We start from the raw sequence: 22,523 nt of genomic DNA on the forward strand, positions 1-22,523 counted from the left end.
TTTTTATTTGTTAGGATGATTTTTTAAATTTTTGTACATCAATGTCGAAATATCATGAAACCCGATATTTTCATAAAGGTACTTGGCGTTATTTCCAGAGAATACATTTAGTTGTACCTCAGTATACCCTTGTGCTTCTAGTAGTTTGAAAACCTCGTTACACAATTTCTTTGCAACTCCTAGACCTCGACAGGATGGTAGCACATAAACTTCTGAGATATGACCAATCAATTTGTTAGAATAATAATCAAAATTTTCTCCTACACCAATCCAACCATGAATATAATTATCTTTAGTATAGATCATATAATACCCACCGTTAGCTAAAAAATTGGAGACTATTCGACGTGCTTTTTCTGGACTTGGTTCACCATAGCCCATGGTTGCTTCTGTTAGCACTATAGGTGCATGGTTGACAATTGTTTGTGTTTCACGATGCGTGGCTTTTCTAATAGCCATTTTGTTTCAAAACTCCTTATCGTACAATCAGTGAATTCAAATTGAAAAGCTTTATCACTATTTAATCTATTCAAAGTAAAGAAAGCTTGTGCTAAATAGAAAAAGTTATTTCTTAATATATTTTGTGATCAATGGACGCACTTGTTTGATCATTGGACTAACCTGCGTGTAAATACCTTGCACCTGTTGCGCCGTTGTTGTTATTTTATCTATATCGAAATTTCCATCAGCTGTCTTAAATTGTGCTAACAAATTTTGTTTCTTTTGAACTGGCGCTACTTGATATGGTCTGTGATATGGGATTAGCGGATAAGGTTGGGTAGGTCGTACTGGTCTTTCCGGAAACATTACTTCACCTCCTATAAATTATAGTTGCTATATATTATTCAAAGAGGGGAGTTGTGGAAAGGTATTTGTCCATGTGTTTTATCTGTTTAATAAGTTATGCTTTTTAAATTCAGTAATTATAATGTCGGATTAACGCATCTTAAATGAAGCAGAAAAAAAACCAAGTCAAATGAAATTTGAACTTGGATTTCTTCGTTTAGATACGCTTAGATGATATAGCCCTTCTAACTCTTCGCATCGATTCTATACCAACCTCTTTTTGTGCGATTAAAACATTTACATAAATGGCATCGATCAGACTAAGTTGGGCAATACGTGAAGATAAAGCCTCCGAGCGATAGTCTGTTTCTTCAGACAACGTGTACAATGGGATGTCGACCTTTTGACTGAGCGGTGATTTAGCTAAACTAGTAATGCCAATTGTTTTAACCCCGTTCTCTTGCACGATTTCCAGTATATCTAGAATGTCATTCGTTGTACCAGTATGGGAAATGAGTACTGCTACGTCATCAGGTGTCATTTGTGAAGCAGACATCAGCTGCATATGTGTGTCAACTTGAGCAAATACAGGAATACCAGTTCGAATAAATTTATGGTATGCGTCTTGAGCAATAACACTTGAGCCACCATTGCCGAAAAATTCGACTCTTCTGCCTTGAAGAATTAGTTCTATAGCAGCTTTAATGGCATGTTCGTCCATTACTTTTAAAGTATCTTCAAGTGTTTTTATATTGGAATGAAAAATTTTTTCTGCTACGGTTTTTTCATTATCATCAGGTAAGATCTTTTCATGAATGTCATTTATAGGCTCCGTAATTTCGGACGCTAATACTATTTTCATAGATTGATAACCTTTAAAACCAATGCGTTTGCAGAAGCGGAAAACAGTAGAATTTGCAATGCCGATATCATCTGCAACCTGATTAATTGTACCGTAAACAACTTTATGAGGCTTTTCTAATATATAATCAGCAATTCTTTTTTCTTTATGACTAAATGTTGCGTAGTGTGACCTTATTCGTACCAGGCAATGTTGGATTTCCTTGGTAGGCATTACATAACCTCCTTATCTATTACTATTATTATATAGGGAAATATGAAAAAAGGAAATATTTTTTTAGAACGCTTTCAAAAAAAGAAATATTTTTTCGGAAAACGCTTGCAAAAGAATAATTTTTTTTTGTATAATGAATTTATGAAATAATATTTTTCTGGGAGATGAAGTGTATGAAAATAGCAATGATTGGTTTAGGGAAAATGGGGATGAACTTAACACTTAATTTATTAGATCATGGTCATAAGGTTGTGGCCTACGATGTTTCTTCAGATTCAGTTAAACAAGCGGAAGAGAATGGAGCTGAAGCGGCCAAATCACTTAAGGACATTGTAGCAAAGTTAGAATCACCGCGAGTCATCTGGATGATGGTGCCAGCTGGTGATGTTACAGAAAAAGTACTGTCTGAAATTAATAGCTTATTAGATAAGGATGACATATTAATTGACGGAGGAAATTCAAACTATAAAGATACCGTTCGTCGTGCAGAAGAATTAGCAGAACAAGGGATTTATTATTTAGATGTTGGGACAAGTGGTGGAATGGAAGGTGCAAGAGAAGGTGCATGTACAATGATAGGTGGGGAGAAAACAGCTTTTAACCAAGTAGAAAAATTATTTTCTGACACATGCGTTGAAAGCGGTTACCTTTATACGGGTAAATCAGGAAGTGGTCATTTTTTAAAGATGGTGCATAACGGCATTGAGTATGGCATGATGCAAGCAATTGGAGAAGGTTTTGATATTTTAGATAAAAGTGAGTTTAATTATGACTATGAAAAGGTAGCACGCGTTTGGAATAACGGTTCTGTCGTTCGCTCCTGGTTAATGGAACTTATGGAAGACGCTTTCTCTGAAGATAGTAATTTAGATGACATAAAAGGTATTGTCCATTCGTCAGGTGAAGGTAAATGGACGGTAGAAACTGCATTAGAATTGCAAGTTTCTGCACCAGTAATCGCATTATCTTTAATGATGCGTAATCGCTCATTAGAGTCAGATACGTTTAGTGGCAAGGTAGTTGCAGCACTCAGAAATCAATTTGGTGGTCACGCAGTAGAAAAGAACTAATACGTAATACATTAGGAGGAATACATCATGTCAGGTACAATATTAATTTTAGTAGCAGTAGCGGCAATTTTTACATTATTATTCTTAGTAATTCGGATAAAGCTTCATGCATTTGTAGCATTAATGGTTGTAAGTTTACTGGTAGGTATCGCTGCAGGTATGCCATTAGATCATGTTATTGAATCGGTCGAAAATGGAATGGGTGGTACACTAGGCTTTGTGGCAATCGTTGTTGGTCTAGGTGCAATGTTTGGAAAGATGTTAGAAGTTTCAGGCGGAGTTGAACGTCTTGCACAAACGTTATTAAATAAATTTGGAGAAGATCGCTCACAATGGGCATTAGGTATTACCGGATTTTTGGTAGCGATTCCAGTGTTTTTTGATGTTGGTTTTATCATTTTAGTACCTTTAGTTTACGGTTTAGCGAAGAAGACAGGTAAGTCATTATTATACTATGGTATTCCTTTATTAGCGGGTTTAGCTGTTACACATAGTTATATTCCACCAACTCCAGGTCCAATTGCAGTAGCAGATTTAATTGGTGCAGATCTTGGGTGGGTAATATTATTTGGTATCATCGCAGGTATACCGTCAATGATTATCGCGGGTCCACTATTTGGTAAGTATATTTCGAAGAAGATTCACATTACGGTACCTGATTATATGAACTTTGAAGAAAAAGAGTATGACAAAGAGCTACCAGGCTTTGGAATGATTACTTCTATTATTATGGTTCCGTTAGTCTTGATTTTAGTTAATACACTTTCAGCAGTGATGCTTCCTGAAGGAAATACATTCCGAGCGATCACTACCTTTATTGGTAACCCGATTGTGGCATTAACAATCGCAACATTATTAACATTTACATTTTTGGGTACAAAAAGAGGTTATTCAAGACAAGATATACAAGATATAGCAACAAAAGCATTAGAGCCAGCGGGTATTATTATTTTAGTAACTGGTGCAGGTGGCGTATTTAAAACAGTATTAATTGACTCTGGTGTTGGTGATGTTTTAGGAAATATTATGGCAGGTTCGAATTTACCACCTATTCTTCTAGCATTTCTTATTGCTGCTGTAGTTCGTGTTGCACAAGGTTCAGCAACAGTATCGATGGTAACAGCTGCTGGTTTAATTTCACCAGTAATAGGCATTATGGGTCTAGAAGGTCCTGTTTTAGGATTAATCGTTATCTCAATTGCGGCAGGTGCAACCGTGCTTTCACATGTTAATGATTCTGGATTCTGGTTAGTAAGTAGATATTTCGGTCTTGATGTGAAAGACACATTAAAAACATGGACAGTGATGGAGACGTTAATTGGTGTTGTTGGTTTAATTACTGCACTTACACTTGGTCTATTTATTTCATAGAATTAAGGGAGCGCATTAAAAAGCGCTCCTTGTGTTTTAACGGATAAGGTAGGAGAATGTACGCAAGATGTATAAATGTTATTGGAGGTATAATTATGAAAAAAAATTATCTGCTGGGTGTAGATATCGGGACTACCAGTACAAAAGCGGTCTTATTTAATCGATCCGGAAAAATACAAAGTCAGCATGCAGTTGAATATCCATTATATACACCTGTTCCAGGTGCAGCAGAGCAAGATGTGGAAGAGATTCTGCGTGCTGTTAAAACTTCAATTCGAGAAGCAATCAAAAACAGCACGATCAACAAAGAGGAACTATTGTTTATTTCATTTAGTTCGGCGATGCATAGTTTGATTGCTGTGGATAGAGATGGTAAAGCCTTAACAAATAGTATTACTTGGGCTGATCAACGCAGTGAACCGTGGGCTAAAAAGTTAAAAGCAGAGAATGGACATCAAATCTATTTACGAACGGGTACACCGATTCATCCGATGTCGCCACTTGCAAAGATTATTTGGATAAAAAACGAGCAACCAGAACTATTTAAAAAAACAGATAAGTTTATATCGATTAAAGAATATGTTTTCAAGCAATTTTTTGATACGTATATCATTGACTATTCCATCGCTTCAGCAACAGGATTATTTAATTTAGAGAATCTGACATGGGATCAAGGCGCATTAGAGACAGCGGGGATCACTGATAATCAACTATCAACTATTGTTCCAACGACTCATCAGATACAAGGGTTAAATCAAGAATTGGCAGATGAACTTGGAATAGATGCTGATTTGCCATTCGTAGTTGGCGCTAATGATGGTGTGTTATCAAATCTCGGTGTTAATGCAATTGAACCAGGTGTTGTTGCACTAACGATAGGAACGAGTGGAGCTATACGAACAGTGACAGATCGACCAGTGACAGATCCGAAAGGAAGAATTTTTTGTTATGCATTAACAGAAAAACATTGGGTAATTGGTGGACCTGTTAATAATGGTGGAATGGTTATGCGTTGGCTTCGAGATGAAATCTGTCATGAAGAAGTTGCAAAAGCAACAGAGCAAGGTGTCGATCCCTATGATCTAATGACAGAAAAAATAAGCAAGGTACAAGCTGGAGCGGAAGGTCTAATTTTCCATCCATATTTAGCAGGTGAACGGGCTCCTTTATGGAATTCAAATGCGAGAGGGTCGTTCTTCGGTTTAGGAATGCATCACAAAAAGGAACATATGATGCGTGCAGTACTAGAAGGGATTAATTTAAATATTTATACAGTCCTACTAGCACTAGAAGAAATTATCGGGATTCCAGAAAAGATTCATGCTACTGGTGGTTTCGCCAAATCACCTGTTTGGAGACAAATGCTTTCAGATGTTTTTAATCAAGAGGTTCAGATTCCAGAAAGTGTCGAAAGCTCTTGTTTAGGAGCAGTAGTACTCGGGCTATATGCATTAGGTGAAGTAGATGATCTAAACGTTGTATCAGAAATGATTGGTACCACAGAAAGTAATCGTCCTAACCAAGAACAGGTAAATATATACACAGAGTTAATTCCGATTTTCATACGTCTTAGTCGCCTATTTGAAGAGGACTATGAGGCAATCGTTGCATTTCAACAAAAGCACGCGCAAAATTAAATAGCGAATTTTCAAAAACGGTATTAGGTAACACAACTAATACCGTTTTTTCTGTTTCTATATCTAATTGTTACATAATAGTATTGTAAAGGAAGATTTTTACCATTTTTTGTTTTGTGTTATAATAAAAAAGCACTTTTGGAAGCGTTTTCATATTAATTAAATAAGGGGAGTTCTTTATTGAGGAATCTACTTTTCGTCTACTTGTTATTGATTAGTTTGTTTGTACTATATGTGTATCACTATCAAACAAATGAATTAACGAAACAGGAATGGTCTGAGAACGAAATACAAGGAAATATGGATGAAACGTATGTGATGGTGACCTTTCAAGTTGGAATTGATTATTGGAAACGTGCGCTTAAGGGTTTTGAAGATGCTGCTGGGGCATTAAATGTGTCAGTAGAATATCGAGGTGCGCGACAATATGATGTAAACGAAGAGATTACTGTATTAGAACAAGTAATTGCGAAAAATCCTGCAGGAATAGCGGTTTCAACTATGGACCCTGATGCGTTAAGAACTGTTATCGATAAAGCAATAGATGCTGGGATTCCAGTAGTTATGTTTGATGCTGACGCACCTGAAAGTAAAGCATATGCATTTTTAGGAACAAATAATTATCACGCAGGAGTAGAAGCGGCACATAAAATGGCTTCATTGGTTAATGAAAAAGGAAAAGTTGGTGTAATTACACAGCCAAATCAATTAAATCACCAGGAAAGAACCCAGGGCTTTCAAGATACTATTTTTATGGAATATCCTGATATGGAGGTTAGCTCAATCCAAGATGGAAGAGGAAATCAATTGCAATCTAAACTGGTTGCACAAGACATGATCTCAGAATTCCCCGACTTAGTTGGTGTATTTGCTACAGAGGCAAATGGTGGTGTTGGAGTAGGTCAAGCAAGCATAAATAATAATCTAGAAGAGTCATTAAAAATTATTAGCTTTGATACGGATAAAGGAACTCTCGATATGATTCAAGACGGTGTTATATCTGCAACATTGGCACAAGGAACATGGGAGATGGGGTATTGGTCACTACAATTTTTGTTTCATTTACAACATAAAATTGTAGAACAAGAGGATGCGGAAACACCTTTACCCCGTTACGTAGATACGGGCGTTACGATTGTTACAAAGAAAAATGTGGATTCTTATTATCCGCAATAATCTCTTTAAGAATGGATTGATATTAATGAAACGTTGGATACAAATTAATAATTTACCCATTCGATATAAGTTAATCTCACATTTTTTACTTATCAGTATTATCCCTATAATCTGTTTAGGCTTTTTAATCAATTCGACAGTCGAGCGTGTTTTAGAAGAACAAGTGAACAATAACACGTCGCAACTTATAAGCAAAGTAAATGAATCGCTTGAATTTCATATCAATAATATGCAAAGTATTACGTATTTCATTGCTGCCAATAAAGATATACAACTGTTTCTAAACCAAAATTCAGAAGAAGAATCTATGGTGAACGAATATGATATCACAGACTTCTTAAGAAATTTTACTACGATATCACCCGAAGTAGCTGGATTATTAGTGGTAAATAATGAAGGTAATTACATGAGTAATGAACTATATGCACCGTCAGGGAAGAATTTGACGGAAGAATATTGGTATCAAGAAGCTGTTGATAATAAAGGTATTTTTAAAATCATTGGTAAACCAGAAGGTCGGAGCATAACGTCATTAGTGAATTATAGAAATGATGAAGTAGTTTCTGTTGTTCGTGCAGTAGTAGACCCATATACACAAGAAGTTCTGGGTGTTATTTTAATCGATTTAAAGGTTAGAGTTATTGCTGAAACAGTTAAGGATATTCGATTAGGAAAAACGGGTTATCTAATGGTTATCGATGATCAAAACCAGACGATATATCAACCAAATGAACCATTGATTGATACAATACCAGACCAGTGGATAGATGAAAGAACAACTGGTACTTTCTCGAAATTAGTTAATGACCAAAAACTACAATTTATATTCCACAAGTCATCGTTTGCTAATTGGACAACAATTGGTGTATTTCCAGCTAAAGAGACAATTTTTGAGATACGAGAAATACGATATTACTTAGTTATTTTTGTTTTTATAATCATGCTATTTGGAATTCCAGTCTCCTATATATTATCCAATTCGATATCTAAACCGATTTCCGAATTAATGCGATTCATGCGTAAAGCAGAAGAAGGAAATCTTGCTGTTCGTTATCATGAAAAACGGCATGATGAAATTGGATTACTTGGACGTAGTTTTAATAAAATGTTAGCACAAATAGATCAATTAATGCGCTTGACAAAGCGGCATGAAAGGCAAAAGCGAGAAGCTGAATTCAGAAGTCTTCAAGCAAATATTAATCCACATTTTCTCTATAATACGTTAGATTCTATTCAATGGATGGCAAGGAAGCAAAAAGCAGATGACATTGCAGAGGTAGTGGAATCATTAGCTAAATTATTTCGAATAGGATTAAGTAAAGGAAGAGATATGATACCCCTTTCTGAAGAAATAGAACATTTAGAAAGCTATTTAATGATCCAAAAAATGAGATATCGTGAAAAACTAAATTATCAAATTCAAGTTGATGAAAGTAATCGTTCTCTTTATGTTTTGAAATTTATTTTGCAGCCTCTGGTCGAAAATGCGATTTATCATGGTATTAAGGAACGACGTGGCTTGGGTCATATTATTGTGACTGCACATGAAAAAGAGCAAAAGCTATCTATTATTATTCAGGATGATGGAGTCGGTATGTCAGAAACACAACTAGAAGAAATACGGCAGGCACTAAGTGAGGCGATTACACGTACAGAAAATCAAGAAGAAAATAGAGATAAAAAAGGATACGGCATGTTAAATGTTCAAGCTCGAATTCTCTTAACCTTTGGTGAGGAATACGGAATTTATATGGATAGTAAGAAAGAGATTGGAACAAGAGTTGAAATTATATTACCAATTTTAAATGATCTCGTGTTAAATGGGGGTAAGCCTAATGCGTAAATGGAAAGTGTTAATTGCGGATGATGAAATGATGATACGTGAGGGGATACGGTATTCCGTTAACTGGGAGAAGTATGAAATGGAAGTAGTTGGGGAGGCGGAAGATGGGGAAGAAGTAGTACATTTAGCAATTAAGAATCAAATTGATTTATTATTAATAGATTTAAATATGCCAATAATGGATGGTATAACAGCTATGAAACAATTAAAGGAACAACTGCCACAGTGTAAAATGCTTGTGATTTCTGGTTATGATACGTTTCATTATGCACAGGATGCCATACGTTTACAAGTAGTAGATTATATTCTTAAACCTGTAAATCCAGAAAAACTGGGACAGATACTAATGGCACTTAAGAAAAAGTTTAGAACGGAGGTTAATCAAGAAATATATTTAAAACAAGCAGAAAAGCAACTAGTGAAAAATTATCAACAGCTTAAAGAGCGATTTTTTCAAGATTGGAAAGCAGATAAATTAACGCATGATGAGGTAAAGGATCAATTACAATTTTTAAGATTACCAAAAGTACTACCACTGCAGTATTTAGTGTTGAGGTGGCATACGTATCATCAAAATCAAACACTGATTACAGATAATGAAAGACAAATCTTCTTATTCGCAATTGACAATATTGTCGAGGAGATACTTGGTTCATCATCGATTGTTTTATTTAGAGAGGATTCTGAGTTACTTAATGTTTGCATCTGGGAGCGCGTGACCAATGAACAGATAACAGATCTTGTAACAGAGATAAAAAAACATTTAAAAATTACTTTGTATGCACATATTGAGGATGTTCTTTTTACAGAATTAACTGATTTATACAATGTGTATGATTTATGTAAGTTGAAAGTTGATAAGCAAGCACGAATTTCACCAATTGTAAAACAAGCCCAAACATATGTAAAACAACATTATCAAGATTCTTCACTTACTCTAGAAAGAGTTGCAGATAATGCTCATGTTTCAACAGTTTATATAAGTCGTATGATGAAACAAGAGTTAGGAATTTCTTATGTCGCCTTATTAACACAGTTGCGAATAAATAAAGCAGCAGATTTATTAAAAACAACCGATATGACAATTAGAGAAATAGCAGAAATTGTTGGGTATGAAACACAGCATTATTTTAGTACGACTTTTAAAAAAACAATCGGTATATCTCCAAACCAATTCAGAAAATAAAATTAAAGCCTTAAAGAATAATCTTTCGAAGGAACACAATTACTTAACAGATTTTATCTGTTAAGTAATTGTGTGTGTTTGATTTTTTAAAGTTGTAATATTTCAATTAGATTAATTTTTTATAAAAACACTTTAAAATAATGTAAAGGCTTACATTATATAAACTGCTATTGTTAGTAACGAGGAAGTTAATAATGAAAGGGGTTATAAAAATGAAGAAATTTGCCTTACTTGCACTATTATTTAGTTTTATGTTTGTACTTGCTGCATGTGGTGGGGATGAAAGCACATCTGGTGGTTCCGATGATGGGGACGATGCTGTATCAAATGATGCATCAATCGGTGTTGCAATGCCAACGAAGTCATCAGCTAGATGGGTAGATGATGGAAATAACATGGTAGAACAATTAGAAGCACTTGGTTTTGAAACTGATTTACAGTATGCAGAAGATGATGTAGATAAACAGATCGAACAAATTGAAAACATGATCGTAAAAGGTGCAGATGTTTTAGTTGTTGCATCGATTGATGGTACAGCATTATCTAATGTGTTAGCAAAAGCTGCTGAACAAGATATTGAAGTAATTGCCTACGATCGTTTAATTATGGAAACACCTGATGTTAGTTATTACGCAACATTCGATAACTTTCAAGTAGGGGTATTACAAGCAACGTACATTGCAGAGGCATTAAACCTTACAGAAGAAGATGGACCGTTTAATATCGAATTATTTGGTGGATCACCTGATGATAATAATGCCTATTTCTTCTGGGATGGTGCAATGTCGATTCTACAACCACATATTGATAGCGGTAAAGTAGTCGTACAAAGTGCACAGACAGAATTTGAACAAGCGGCAACAATGCGTTGGGATGGAAATAACGCAAAGTCTCGTATGGAAAACGTTCTTAGTAAAGCATATTCTGGTGGAGAATCGGTTGATGCAGTGCTATCACCTTATGACGGTATTAGTCGTGGTGTAATTCAAGCATTAAAAGGTGTCGGTTATGGTTCTGGTGATTTACCAATGCCTGTTATAACGGGTCAAGATGCTGAATTAGCTTCCATTAAATCAATTATTGCACAAGAGCAAACACAAACTGTATTTAAAGATACACGTGATTTAGCTGCTGTTGTAGTAACAATGATTGATGCAATCTTAACTGGAGAAGAAGCAGAAGTTAATGACACAGAAACATATGATAATGGTATTGAGGTCATTCCGTCTTATCTAGTAGAACCTGTGTCTGTAGATATAGAGAATTATCAAGAAATAGTAATGGACAGTGGCTACTATTCTGAAGATGAATTAGAGTAAGACAGCCTAAGTTTAGTGGTGGGTGACCGCCACTAAACCAAATTATTTCTTTAATTAGAGAAGGTGGCGAGGGTATGTCGGATTATATTTTGGAAATGCGTAACATAACGAAAACATTCCCTGGTGTTAAAGCACTAGATAATGTCAATTTAAAAGTAGAAAAGGGAGAAATCCACGCATTGGTTGGGGAAAATGGTGCAGGGAAATCAACTTTAATGAAAGTATTAAGTGGTGTCTATCCAAACGGATCCTATGAGGGCGGCATCTATTTCGATGAAAAAGAGTGCCATTTTAAAGATATTAAGCAAAGTGAAAAAGTAGGTATTGTTATCATCCATCAAGAGTTAGCATTAAGTCCATTTCTTTCTATAGCAGAGAATATTTTCTTAGGTAATGAGAGGCACAATCGTAAGATCATGGATTGGAAAGAAACATATTCAAAAGCTAAAAATTTACTTGAACAAGTAGGATTAAAAGATTCACCAGAGACAGCTGTCATGAATATCGGTGTTGGAAAACAGCAACTTGTGGAAATAGCGAAGGCATTATCAAAAAATGTAAAATTGCTAATTTTAGATGAACCAACAGCAGCGTTAAATGAAACAGATAGTGCGAACCTGTTGAAGTTGCTAAATGAACTTAAAAAACAAGGGATTACTTCTATTCTTATTTCGCATAAGTTAAATGAAGTCTCTTCTATATCGGATTCGATTACCATCTTACGTGATGGTCAAACCATTGAAACAATTAAGAGCAATGATAAAAATATTTCAGAGGATCGTATTATTAAAGGCATGGTAGGTCGTGAATTAACTAGTCGTTTTCCATTAAGAACAGCTGCTATTGGTGAAACAATTTTCGAAGTTAAAAATTGGAATGTCTATCATCCACAGCAACGTGATCGTAAAGTACTTGAAGATGTGAATATTCATCTTCGTCGAGGAGAAGTTGTTGGAGTAGCAGGTTTAATGGGTGCAGGCAGAACAGAGTTAGCGATGAGTATTTTTGGCAAGTCATACGGCAAGAAAATAACAGGTTCGTTATTTAAGAACGGGCAAGAAATAAAAGCAAATTCAGTGAGTGAAGCAATTGCAAATGGTATTGCGTATGTTTCGGAAGATCGAAAAACTTACGGATTAAACTTAATTGAAGATATCAAAAGAAATATTACATTGTCTAATCTTAAACGGGTTTCGCATCATTCTATTATTGATGAGAATATGGAAATTAAAGAAGCACAATTATTACGTGAGAAATTAAATATTAAAACACCTTCACTGGAACAAGTCACTGGTAACTTAAGTGGTGGAAATCAACAAAAAGTCGTATTAAGTAAATGGATCTTCACAGAACCAGACATCTTAATATTGGATGAGCCTACACGTGGAATTGATGTTGGCGCTAAGTTTGAGATATATTCACAGATTAATGAATTAGCAGCGGAAGGAATGGGTGTAATAATGATCTCCTCTGAGCTTCCAGAGGTACTTGGACTCTCAGATCGTATTTATGTAATGAATGAAGGACGTATTAGTGCGGAGCTAGATCGCGTGGATGCGGACCAAGAAAGTATCATGCGTCATATGACCGGATTTGGAGGTGCTAATCGTGCAGACGTTAATTAATTTATTTCGCAATAATATTCGGCAATATGGAATGATTATTGCACTTGTATTTATTACAGCATTATTTTGGGTGCTGACAGATGGGATTACGTTTAATCCATTAAATTTAACGAACTTAATTCTACAAAATGGGTTTATTTTAGTATTAGCTGTCGGTATGGTATTAGTTATTATTACTGGAAATATTGATTTATCCGTTGGTTCTGTGGTTGCTTTTGTTGGTGCTATTGCCGGGGTATTGATGATTAATAATAATGTACCAGTATGGCTAGCAATAATTTTATCAATAATTGTAGGTGCTTTAATAGGTGTTTGGCAAGGTTTTTGGATTGCGTATATAGGAATACCATCTTTCATTGTTACGTTGGCTGGAATGTTGATTTTCCGAGGATTAACCTTATATTTATTAGATGGGCAGTCACTTGCACCATTTCCTGATTCATTCGGCTTCCTTAGTGGTGGTTTTCTACCAGATATTTTTGGATCAGGTAATTTCCATATACTGACGATGATTTTATCTGTCATTCTGTCTCTTATTCTAGTATATTTAGAAATTAAAGATCGTAAAACACAGCGGCAATACAGTTTCGAAGTTGTTCCGTTGTGGATTAGCGTTACAAAGCTTGTTTTATTAGTTTCCGTAATTAACTGGTTTGCTTATCAACTTGCTTTGAATAAAGGTATTCCAATGGTATTGATAATTGTTATCCTACTTATTGTTGTCTATACCTTTATTATGAATAACACAGTAATGGGTAGAAGGATTTATGCAACAGGGGGAAATAAAAAAGCAGCAGATTTATCCGGTATTAAAACAAAAGGTGTTGTGTTTTGGGTATTTGTAAACAATGGTGTTATTGCGGCATTAGCCGGGTTAATGTTTGCATCTCGATTAGATTCTGCTACACCTGCAGCAGGTAACATGTTAGAACTAGATGCAATAGCGTCCGTGTTTATCGGTGGTGCGTCGATGTCTGGTGGAGTCGGTACCATTATTGGTGCAATCGTTGGTGGTCTTGTTATGGGTGTGATGAATAATGGAATGTCGCTAATCGGTATTGGTATTGATTGGCAACAGGCGATTAAAGGGATGGTACTTTTACTTGCAGTAGGATTTGACGTTTATAATAAAAATAGGGCTGGAAAATAAGCAAGTAAAAGAAACATCACGAGATTTCATTTCGTGATGTTTCTTTGCTATTACGAAATGAAAATGGTGTTAAAATGTTTGAATTTCTAGTAAACAGGTAATTAAAAGTATAAGTAAAAGATTTCTAGCTGAGGAGGCTAACTATTTATTATTTAGCAACAACATTAAAAAAATATAACATCCAGGCAACTGATGATCAATTAGGGCATGTAAAAGATATCTATTTTGACGATAAATACTGGACAGTCCGTTACTTAGTTGTTGATACAAGTAAATGGCTTCCAAGTAAAAAAGTATTGTTATCACCTATTTCATTAGATAAAGTAGATTCAGAAAACAAGGCGGTAAATGTATTAACTTCAAAGGAAACTGTTAAAAGCGCACCACATAAAAAAGAAAATGAACCAATTTCTAAACAGTACGAAATCGATTTAGCTGGATATTATGAAATTCCAATTTATTGGAGTGGAACAGGCCCATGGAGCGGTTTTCCTACACCAGCAGCACTAGGTCTTGCAGATAAACAAAAAATGATACAAAGCAAAAATGCAACTTCTCAAGAAGATAACAATTATTTAAGAAGTGTTAATGAAGTAAGAGGTGAATTAACAGGTTATACAGTAGAAGGTATTGGTGGCAAAATAGGATATGTTTTTGATGTTATCATTGACGATTCGAATTGGAAAATTAACTATTTAGTAGTGGAAACAAGTAAATTCTTAGCAGCAAACTATATTTTAGTAGCTACCGATTGGATAAATGATGTACAATGGCAGGATAAAAATATCTATGTTGAAGTTGATAGTGTAAAAGCGAAAAATGTTACGGATTATGATATCCATGCACATATAACGAAAGAATATGAGGACAAACTCTATTCTGCTTTAGGAAAAAACAGAAATTCAATTTAAATAAATGTGAATCTAGGGACTATCATGGAAGGTTACTTTACAGATAGTCCCTATTTTTATTGCCTACATCGGAACCTCTTGTAAACTCTTCTAATAATTATGACATTACTGTTCATACTAGGCGTATAAATAGTGAATGGTTCAATCACTGTTACCAATCAATAGAAGTAGGTGTATGTATGAAACCCCGCCTTATCTCTATCGTTATTCCTTCTTATAATGAGTCCAACAATATTGAATTAATATATAATGCGATAACGAATGAATGTTCCGACATTGATTATGACTTTGAAATTCTATTTATTAATGACGGAAGTACGGATGATACGATAAAACGGATTAAACAGTTAGAATCAATTAATTCTAATGTTAAATATATTTCTTTCACAAGGAATTTTGGTAAAGAAGTTGCACTACTAGCTGGCTTTCAGCATGTTACAGGTGAAGCGGTTATTGTTATGGACGCTGATTTACAGCACCCATGTAACTTGATAAAACCGTTTATTCAAGGGTATGAAGAAGGGTATCATCAAGTTATAGCACAGCGTAATCGGAAAGGCGAAAAGCCTCTCCGCGCCTGTTTTTCGTCGCTCTATTATTGCCTCGTTAACAAAATTGTTGATGTTGAAATAAAAAATGGGGTAGGAGACTTTAGATTATTAAGTAGAAAAGCTGTTGAGGCACTTCTTTTATTAAATGAAGGCAATCGTTTTTCAAAAGGTTTATTTTCATGGATCGGTCTAAGTCAAAAAACAATTTATTATGATAATATCATACGTAAAAATGGTAAATCGAAATGGTCGCTATCTGCGTTATTAAATTATGGAATTGATGGAATTATTTCTTTTAACAATAGACCACTCAGAATTTGCTTTTATTCAGGAGCAATTTTATTGTTATTTTCTCTTATTTATATATTTATTAATTTCGTTTTTATTATTAGGAATGGAATTACGGAACCAGGGTATTTCACTTTAATATCAGCTGTTCTTTTTTTAGGTGGTATTCAGTTACTTTGTCTTGGCGTTATTGGAGAGTATATTGGTAGGATTTATTATGAAACAAAACATCGCCCACATTACTTAATACAAGAAACAAATATTAATACGGGAGAAAATCATGAGGATACGTAGCCTAGAATTTATAAGATTCATCATCGTGGGCATCATTAATACGTGTAATTACTATCTGATTTATTTAATCATACATGCGTTCTGGGAAATTAATTATATGATTTCACATGTCTTGGGATTTAGTTTAAGTTTAATTATTTCATTCTTTTTGAGCTCCTATTTTACGTTTCAAGTCAAGCCGACTATAGTGAAGTTTATCAAATTTCCGATTACGCAATTTTTAAATATAATCATTTCCTCGATCGTCATATATATATTCGTTGAGTATTTTGTATTAGATAGTTCGGTGGCACCGATTGTTTCAATGCTCTTCACTGTTCCTATTACATTTTTTGTAACAGGTAAAATTTTAAGAAAATAATGGGGAATACATATGCAGAACAAAAGAAAATGCCTCTATCTCTTATTAAGCAGTCTTGGCGTTGCTACATTAGGTCATTTGTTTTTTTTGAGAGAATGGTCGCTAGATAGCTATATGGTTGGGCCAAATGATGGGTTACAGCAGATGGTCACCTTTAAAGCGCTGTTGTACGAGCAATATAAAAATGGAGATTTCTTTTATTCCTATCAATTTGGTTTGGGTGGAGGAACATACAGCCAATTAGCATTTTATTTCTCGACATCGTTTTTATTTATTCTAACAGCAATTTTTGTTTTTTTTCTACAGTCGTTCCATGTTATTGGACCTGCTGATGTGCTGTTTTGGGCAAATGCTACGGTATTTGTAAGTATCGCTCGCTTAACCTTAATTGTTTTTATTACAAGCAATGTCTTCCGTTATATGAAAAGTGAGTGGTTACCAGCATTCACAGGTGCCTGTTTTTATGGATTAGCTCCTATTTACTTCCGTCATGTGACATATTGGGAGTTTTTTGCCGATGCAATGATCTGGATTCCACTACTCGTACTCGGAGTTGAAAAAATTTTCCGTGAGAAAAGACCAAATTGGCTCATTTTTGCAATAGCTGTAACGTTAATTAATAACTTTTACTTTGCTTACGTCAATTTAATTTTTATTGTCTTGTATATTATCTTTCGTTCGTTTCTTCCATTGGAGGATAAAGCAGATAAATGGAACTATTGTAAGCTTTTTATTTGGTCAGGTATTTTAGGGTTCGGGATTAGTGCAGTAGCTTTTATACCTGCTGTTTATGGCTATTTACATAACTATCGACCAGCATATCAGAAATCAGTACCTATCTTTAGCTGGGATAATATTTTATTTGATAGTCGTTATATTATTTTACCTACAGTATTTTTAATTTTTTTGTTCAGTTTTTCTCTCTTCAAGGTCCGTACATTTAGACTGTTTTCCATTATTAGCAGTTTTTTAATCATTCTTCATTTTAGCCCACTTATTGCAAGTGCATTTAACGGTTTCTCTGCACCACAATCCCGATGGGAGTACTTGATTTCCTTTACTATCGCAGGAACCATATCAGTTGGTTTACAACACATAAAACGAATAAAAAAAAGAGAATTGATTTTATCAAGTGTAATAGTGTTTATTCTTTATCTTAGTATTGCTATATTAACTGATGACCTACGTAACTTTTCTGTCCTTACATTGGCTATTTTTACGATGGTTTTGATTACTATATTATTACTTGTTAATACGTTAATAAAACAAACAAAAAGTGCACATTTTTCTATGTGTGTCGGTTTATTATTACTTGTAATCATTTTTGCTAATAGTTTCCAATACGGACTTTCAAAAGCAGGGGAAGTTAGTAAATCTACGAAAAATTATTTATTGAGTGAAAAATATAACGGCAAAGAACAACGAGATCTCTTACAACAAATTAAAGATAAAGACTCTGATTCCCTATACCGTATCGACTGGAAAGTAGGCAGACTGAACAATACCCCTATTGTGCAAGACTTTAATGGATTAAGTGTGTACGGAAGTATATTGAACGAACACTTGATCGATTTTTATTTGAATCATCTAAATGTAGACACAGGTAGGGAGAGTGTTAGTAGATATGCAACGTTTGGTAATCGTGCGAACTTATATAGTTTATTTCAAGGAAAGTACATGATAAGGGAAAAGGAAAAGGAGGAGCGTGTACCATATGGGTTCACTAAAATACTTGAATCAAAGAACTATACTGTGTTTGAAAACATGCATGTATTACCGTTTATTCGAACAACTAAAAAACTTTTTACGGAAAAAGATGTTGCACATGTGTCTGATTTAAGTAAAGAATATGCGATGTTGGAAGGAGTAATTGTACCGAACACAAAGCGAACAAATGCAAAAATAGCAGAAGCGAAAAATATTATCGATCTAACGAAACGCACAATGGTTGGTGCGTCCTATGTTAATAATACGTTAACCGTCACTGACGATAATGGGGGGATGGATATAAAAATAGATACATTACAGTCTGAAGCTAAAGAGCTATATGTTCAATTTCACTTAGAAAACCTTGCGCTTGATCAGGGATTTACGTTAAAAGTAAATGATTATCAAACAGCTCGAAAATCCAATCAATCGATCTACAAAACATATGACGATACATTAACTATACGAGTAGATAGCACGGATACTATTCGGATTAGATTACCAAAAGGAAAGTATAGCCTTAAAGATCTAGAACTATATCAAGTAAATTATACCCGTTTGGAATTCCTAAAAAATAGGGCGTTAAATAGTAGTGCGTTAAATTGGGAAGATAATAGAATAACAATAACCTATCAGAATGAATATAAAGATCATTACATGATGCTACCAATTCCGTTTGAAAAAGGATGGCATCTTAAAGTTAATAATAAAAAACAGGCAATAGAAAAGGTTAACTATGCATTTATTGGGTTTCCAATAGATAAAGGGAAGAATGAGATAGAGCTAATATATTATCCACCATATTTTAAGACATCGTTGATTTTATCAATTTTCAGTGTCCTGTTATCCATAGTGATTTGCAAAAGAAAGATCGGGAAATAGGAAAAGTCGGATTTTGCGGTTACCCGGGGAATATTTTAGGGTAATCTTATATATAAATTTTATTGGGCGCATAAGATACGAAGTGGCATCTCCAAAGAACAGCTATTTCAGTGCTGTTCAGCGAATAAAAGAAGCATAAATTTCATTTATTTCCTGATACGGTATATTTTGCTGTTTCTTACTAGTCCGTAAATTGTAAGAACAATAAATGTTCCAGTATAACCTAAATTATTTTCGTTATAATTTTCATAAGCAAACATTCCGATTGCAATTACATTGATAAAAAGACTTAATAATATCAATGGATGGATTTTCACTCTATCCATTATATACCACCCTCACCTTTTCTAATATTCTATCATATTACATCCAATTACGTAGCAAGAGACAAGCGTGAATAAATTTAATACTCTTGCTGGAAAACCAGTCCACACGTAAAACCTTTGTACGTCATATAAAGGTAGTGAAGGAGGTTTGACAAATGCCGAAAATTTTTATTGATCCTGGACATGGTGGAAATGATCCAGGTGCAAGTAGTAACGGGTTAGTAGAAAAGGATGTAACATTAAATATTGCTTTAAAACTAGAACAGATATTGAAAAATTCTTATCAAGATGTTACTACACGTCTTTCTAGAACAACAGATCAAACAGTTTCCTTAACGAATCGAACAAATAATGCGAATAATTGGGATGCAGATTACTATCTTTCCATTCATATTAATGCCGGTGGTGGTGTAGGCTTTGAAAGCTATATATGGAATGGCAAGTTTGCCTCAAGATCTGAAACAGAGCGATTACGGTCTGCTATTCACAATGAAATTGTTGAAACGGTTGGCTGGCGTGATCGAGGTAAGAAAGAAGCGAATTTTCATGTTCTAAGAGAAACAGCGATGCCAGCAATGTTGACGGAAAATGGCTTTATTGATAATGATACAGATGCTGAGGAAATGAAAACACCACAATGGATTGAAGAAGTAGCACGAGGACATGCATCTGGTATTGCAAAGGCTTTTAAATTAAAAGAAGATTCAAGTGCAGCAGAACCTGATACATCGTCGTTTTATCGTGTTGTTGCAGGTTCTTTTCAATCGGAGAAAAACGCAAAGCAACGTAGGTATGTTTTAAACAGGCATGGTTACAGTAGTTTTATAGCTGTATTTAAAGACCAAGGGGAAACATATTACCGCGTAATTGTAGGGTCATTTCAAAACAGAGCGAATGCAGAAGAACGTGTAAATGAATTAAATAAATTAGGTTTCAATTCCTTTATTAGCACGTTCAACGGATAAAAGAAATCTCCACTATATATTAGTGGAGATTTCTTTTATTGTTATTGGATATTTCTATATAAGCCTATTACTCTACCTAAAATGGATACATTATCATAAATAAGTGGTTCCATTGTTGCATTTTCAGGTTGCAGACGAATATGATCCTTTTCTTTAAAAAAGCGTTTAACTGTAGCTTCATTTTCATCGGTCATCGCAACAACAATTTCTCCGTTCTGAGCTGTTTGTTGTTGTTTTACTATGACCATGTCACCGTCTAATATACCTGCTTCTATCATGCTTTCGCCTTCAATTACAAGTACAAATATGGACTGGTCAGTTGCATCTCCATGCGTAAGAGTTAAAGGTAATGGAATATATTCTTCAATGTTCTCAACAGCTGTAATAGGGATACCAGCCGTAACTTTACCTATAACAGGTGCAAACGTAACTTCTCCTTTAGGAATACTAGAGTCATCAGCGGCATGAAGAACTTCTATTGCTCTAGGTTTCGTTGGATCTCGACGTATGTATCCTTTTTTCTCTAGTCGAGCAAGATGCCCATGTACGGTGGAACTTGATGCTAGACCAACAGCTCCGCCAATTTCTCTTACTGAAGGTGGATATCCTTTTGCTGCTACTTCATCTTTAATATAATCTAAGATTGCTTGTTGACGTTTAGATATTTTCGTCATAATGATGCACCTCCGTACATATTTTAATAGTGAAAGTATAGCATGTTTATCTCAAAAAGACAAACATAAGTTCTGAAAAAGACTTGACAAGAACAATTGTTCGGTTATAATAAAAATATAGGTACGAACAATCGTTCTTAATCACAAAGGGGGAAACAAAATGTTTAATAAAATTACTAATATCACAATGGTGGATTTATTCTATTTCGTTTCGTTTATTCTTACGTTAGGATTTATGTATATGGGTTTAGTCTCTAGTTAAATCCATCAATTTAAAAAGAAGGGTAGTTATTATGCGAGCAATTATATACTGTCGGGTAAGTACGGAAAAAGAAGAACAATCTTCATCTTTACATAGACAAAAACAAGAATTAATAGAGTTGGCAGAAAAAGAAAAAATGGAAGTTATTAGTGTTATAGAAGAAAAGCAAAGTGGATATGAGATTGAACGGGACGGGATATTAACTATATTAGAAAAATGTACAACTGAAAAAGTAGATTGTCTATTAATTCAAGATGAGACAAGACTAGGAAGAGGTAATACTAAAATTGCCTTATTTCATCAATTTTCCAAGTTAGATGTGAAAATTTATGCGTTATCCAATCAAGGAGAATTAGAATTATCTGAATCGGATTCAATGGTCTTGCAGATTGTAGGAGTTGTCGAAGAGTACCAACGGAAAATTCATAACATTAAAATAAAACGAGGGATGAAAAAGGCAATTGAAAATGGTTATGATCCCTCTAAAAACCTTAGTAACCGTGATCATGCGACTGGCCGAACTCGAATTGAATTCCCAATTGAAGAGGTAAAGCGTTTACGAGATAATCAATTAACTTTTGCTGAAATAGCCACAACACTTCGAGGATTAGGGTTTCCGGTATCCAAAGCTACAGTACATCGTCGTTATCAAGAATATGTATCGCTTGAATCCGAGCATCCCTTTCATATAGAATGAAAAGACAAGGAATCCTTTTTAGAGGATACTTGTCTTTTCTGTTTTTCAGAAAACTCTATAGGTAAAGGAGAAGAAGGATGTTAGCAAAAGATAAATTAGATCGTATTAACTTGCTGGCTAAAAAAGCTAAACAAGATGGTTTAACAACCAAAGAAAAAGAAGAACAGCAGAAATTGAGACAAGAGTATTTAAAAAATGTACGACAATCTTTTAAAAATGAATTCAAAGGCATGAAGATCATTGACCCTAATGGGGATGATGTTACACCAGAAAAAGTGAAAAATCTAAGAAAAGAAAACTAAAATAATTGAATATTCTTGAAGATAGTACTTGTTTATTATCCGTTTTCATTATAGGATATTAATTG

The 22,523-nt window shown here is 34.5% G+C and carries 21 protein-coding genes; 16 read left to right on the forward strand and 5 right to left on the reverse strand.

The genetic code is table 11. The annotated features are described in order from the left end of the window. Positions 1-3 precede the first annotated feature (3 nt). The 3 genes from D2K60_RS15155 to D2K60_RS15165 all read right to left on the reverse strand — a co-directional run bounded on the left by D2K60_RS15155 (position 4) and on the right by D2K60_RS15165 (position 1,861). A complete protein-coding gene (locus D2K60_RS15155; RefSeq protein WP_117169594.1) occupies positions 4-459 on the reverse strand; it encodes a GNAT family N-acetyltransferase in 456 nt (151 codons plus the stop codon). Positions 460-564: 105 nt separating this feature from the next. Then, entirely contained in the window at positions 565-807 is a 243-nt protein-coding gene (locus D2K60_RS15160; RefSeq protein WP_117169593.1) for a YppG family protein, read from the reverse strand. Between the two features lie 196 nt (positions 808-1,003). Further along, on the reverse strand, positions 1,004-1,861 hold the full coding sequence (locus D2K60_RS15165) for a MurR/RpiR family transcriptional regulator (RefSeq protein ID WP_117169592.1): 858 nt from the start codon (positions 1,859-1,861) through the stop codon (positions 1,004-1,006). Between the two features lie 173 nt (positions 1,862-2,034). Here D2K60_RS15165 and gnd point away from each other — a divergent pair, with 173 nt between their 5' ends. The 13 genes from gnd to D2K60_RS15230 all read left to right on the forward strand — a co-directional run bounded on the left by gnd (position 2,035) and on the right by D2K60_RS15230 (position 19,232). Then, on the forward strand, positions 2,035-2,931 hold the full coding sequence (gnd, locus tag D2K60_RS15170) for a phosphogluconate dehydrogenase (NAD(+)-dependent, decarboxylating) (protein WP_117169591.1): 897 nt from the start codon (positions 2,035-2,037) through the stop codon (positions 2,929-2,931). Between the two features lie 27 nt (positions 2,932-2,958). Further along, a complete protein-coding gene (locus D2K60_RS15175; RefSeq protein WP_117169590.1) occupies positions 2,959-4,302 on the forward strand; it encodes a GntP family permease in 1,344 nt (447 codons plus the stop codon). A gap of 92 nt (positions 4,303-4,394) precedes the next feature. Continuing rightward, on the forward strand, positions 4,395-5,939 hold the full coding sequence (gene gntK, locus D2K60_RS15180) for a gluconokinase (RefSeq protein WP_205418615.1): 1,545 nt from the start codon (positions 4,395-4,397) through the stop codon (positions 5,937-5,939). 180 nt (positions 5,940-6,119) lie between these two features. Beyond that, positions 6,120-7,115 carry a substrate-binding domain-containing protein gene (locus D2K60_RS15185; protein WP_117169588.1) on the forward strand — a complete coding sequence of 332 codons (996 nt, stop codon included), beginning with the start codon at positions 6,120-6,122 and terminating at the stop codon, positions 7,113-7,115. 25 nt (positions 7,116-7,140) lie between these two features. Next, positions 7,141-8,958 (forward strand): cache domain-containing sensor histidine kinase, encoded by a 1,818-nt coding sequence (locus D2K60_RS15190; protein WP_117169587.1) that lies wholly within the window; start codon positions 7,141-7,143, stop codon positions 8,956-8,958. Further along, the gene (locus tag D2K60_RS15195; protein ID WP_117169586.1) at positions 8,951-10,144 is read left to right on the forward strand and encodes a response regulator; all 1,194 of its coding nucleotides are present in this window, start codon (positions 8,951-8,953) and stop codon (positions 10,142-10,144) included. The genes D2K60_RS15190 and D2K60_RS15195 overlap by 8 nt, the downstream gene beginning before the upstream one ends. Before the next feature lie 212 nt (positions 10,145-10,356). Then, positions 10,357-11,463, forward strand: coding sequence for a multiple monosaccharide ABC transporter substrate-binding protein (chvE, locus tag D2K60_RS15200; protein WP_117169585.1), 1,107 nt, complete (start codon positions 10,357-10,359; stop codon positions 11,461-11,463). 74 nt (positions 11,464-11,537) lie between these two features. After that, positions 11,538-13,088: a multiple monosaccharide ABC transporter ATP-binding protein gene (mmsA, locus tag D2K60_RS15205; RefSeq protein ID WP_117169584.1), complete on the forward strand. Its 1,551-nt coding sequence runs from the start codon at positions 11,538-11,540 to the stop codon at positions 13,086-13,088. After that, positions 13,072-14,238, forward strand: coding sequence for a multiple monosaccharide ABC transporter permease (mmsB, locus tag D2K60_RS15210; RefSeq protein ID WP_117169583.1), 1,167 nt, complete (start codon positions 13,072-13,074; stop codon positions 14,236-14,238). Before mmsA ends, mmsB begins: the two co-directional genes overlap by 17 nt. A gap of 143 nt (positions 14,239-14,381) precedes the next feature. Next, positions 14,382-15,149, forward strand: a complete 768-nt coding sequence (locus D2K60_RS15215) for a PRC-barrel domain-containing protein (protein WP_275896253.1) — start codon at positions 14,382-14,384, stop codon at positions 15,147-15,149. Positions 15,150-15,328: 179 nt separating this feature from the next. Continuing rightward, positions 15,329-16,282 (forward strand): glycosyltransferase family 2 protein, encoded by a 954-nt coding sequence (locus D2K60_RS15220; RefSeq protein WP_117169581.1) that lies wholly within the window; start codon positions 15,329-15,331, stop codon positions 16,280-16,282. Continuing rightward, entirely contained in the window at positions 16,269-16,643 is a 375-nt protein-coding gene (locus D2K60_RS15225) for a GtrA family protein (RefSeq protein ID WP_117169580.1), read from the forward strand. The genes D2K60_RS15220 and D2K60_RS15225 overlap by 14 nt, the downstream gene beginning before the upstream one ends. A gap of 12 nt (positions 16,644-16,655) precedes the next feature. Next, positions 16,656-19,232 carry a YfhO family protein gene (locus tag D2K60_RS15230; protein ID WP_117169579.1) on the forward strand — a complete coding sequence of 859 codons (2,577 nt, stop codon included), beginning with the start codon at positions 16,656-16,658 and terminating at the stop codon, positions 19,230-19,232. Positions 19,233-19,378: 146 nt separating this feature from the next. On the opposite strand, the gene D2K60_RS15235 is transcribed toward D2K60_RS15230, so the two are convergent. Continuing rightward, positions 19,379-19,558 (reverse strand): hypothetical protein, encoded by a 180-nt coding sequence (locus D2K60_RS15235; protein ID WP_117169578.1) that lies wholly within the window; start codon positions 19,556-19,558, stop codon positions 19,379-19,381. A 155-nt stretch (positions 19,559-19,713) separates the two neighbouring features. On the opposite strand from D2K60_RS15235, the gene D2K60_RS15240 reads away from it, so the two are divergent. After that, positions 19,714-20,523, forward strand: a complete 810-nt coding sequence (locus D2K60_RS15240; RefSeq protein ID WP_117169577.1) for an N-acetylmuramoyl-L-alanine amidase — start codon at positions 19,714-19,716, stop codon at positions 20,521-20,523. A 41-nt stretch (positions 20,524-20,564) separates the two neighbouring features. Here D2K60_RS15240 and lexA read toward each other — a convergent pair whose 3' ends face one another. Further along, positions 20,565-21,197, reverse strand: coding sequence for a transcriptional repressor LexA (gene lexA / locus D2K60_RS15245; RefSeq protein ID WP_117169576.1), 633 nt, complete (start codon positions 21,195-21,197; stop codon positions 20,565-20,567). A 293-nt stretch (positions 21,198-21,490) separates the two neighbouring features. Between lexA and D2K60_RS15250 the strand changes: the two genes are divergently transcribed. Together D2K60_RS15250 and D2K60_RS15255 are read left to right on the forward strand one after the other, a co-directional pair. Then, complete coding sequence (locus D2K60_RS15250; protein WP_117169575.1) at positions 21,491-22,156, forward strand: YneB family resolvase-like protein; 666 nt, start codon at positions 21,491-21,493, stop codon at positions 22,154-22,156. Between the two features lie 77 nt (positions 22,157-22,233). Next, positions 22,234-22,458 carry a DUF896 domain-containing protein gene (locus tag D2K60_RS15255; RefSeq protein WP_117169574.1) on the forward strand — a complete coding sequence of 75 codons (225 nt, stop codon included), beginning with the start codon at positions 22,234-22,236 and terminating at the stop codon, positions 22,456-22,458. Positions 22,459-22,523 lie beyond the last annotated feature (65 nt).

Source organism: Paraliobacillus sediminis, from assembly GCF_003426055.1.

Bases quoted from the DNA above. Each gene is read 5' to 3' on its own strand.
- D2K60_RS15155 (WP_117169594.1), bottom strand. From the start codon at position 459: ATGGCTATTAGAAAAGCCACGCATCGTGAAACACAAACAATTGTCAAC.
- D2K60_RS15160 (WP_117169593.1), bottom strand. From the start codon at position 807: ATGTTTCCGGAAAGACCAGTACGACCTACCCAACCTTATCCGCTAATC.
- D2K60_RS15165 (WP_117169592.1), bottom strand. From the start codon at position 1,861: ATGCCTACCAAGGAAATCCAACATTGCCTGGTACGAATAAGGTCACAC.
- gnd (WP_117169591.1), top strand. From the start codon at position 2,035: ATGAAAATAGCAATGATTGGTTTAGGGAAAATGGGGATGAACTTAACA.
- D2K60_RS15175 (WP_117169590.1), top strand. From the start codon at position 2,959: ATGTCAGGTACAATATTAATTTTAGTAGCAGTAGCGGCAATTTTTACA.
- D2K60_RS15190 (WP_117169587.1), top strand. From the start codon at position 7,141: ATGAAACGTTGGATACAAATTAATAATTTACCCATTCGATATAAGTTA.
- D2K60_RS15195 (WP_117169586.1), top strand. From the start codon at position 8,951: ATGCGTAAATGGAAAGTGTTAATTGCGGATGATGAAATGATGATACGT.
- chvE (WP_117169585.1), top strand. From the start codon at position 10,357: ATGAAGAAATTTGCCTTACTTGCACTATTATTTAGTTTTATGTTTGTA.
- mmsA (WP_117169584.1), top strand. From the start codon at position 11,538: ATGTCGGATTATATTTTGGAAATGCGTAACATAACGAAAACATTCCCT.
- D2K60_RS15220 (WP_117169581.1), top strand. From the start codon at position 15,329: ATGAAACCCCGCCTTATCTCTATCGTTATTCCTTCTTATAATGAGTCC.
- D2K60_RS15225 (WP_117169580.1), top strand. From the start codon at position 16,269: ATGAGGATACGTAGCCTAGAATTTATAAGATTCATCATCGTGGGCATC.
- D2K60_RS15230 (WP_117169579.1), top strand. From the start codon at position 16,656: ATGCAGAACAAAAGAAAATGCCTCTATCTCTTATTAAGCAGTCTTGGC.
- D2K60_RS15235 (WP_117169578.1), bottom strand. From the start codon at position 19,558: ATGGATAGAGTGAAAATCCATCCATTGATATTATTAAGTCTTTTTATC.
- D2K60_RS15240 (WP_117169577.1), top strand. From the start codon at position 19,714: ATGCCGAAAATTTTTATTGATCCTGGACATGGTGGAAATGATCCAGGT.
- lexA (WP_117169576.1), bottom strand. From the start codon at position 21,197: ATGACGAAAATATCTAAACGTCAACAAGCAATCTTAGATTATATTAAA.
- D2K60_RS15250 (WP_117169575.1), top strand. From the start codon at position 21,491: ATGCGAGCAATTATATACTGTCGGGTAAGTACGGAAAAAGAAGAACAA.
- D2K60_RS15255 (WP_117169574.1), top strand. From the start codon at position 22,234: ATGTTAGCAAAAGATAAATTAGATCGTATTAACTTGCTGGCTAAAAAA.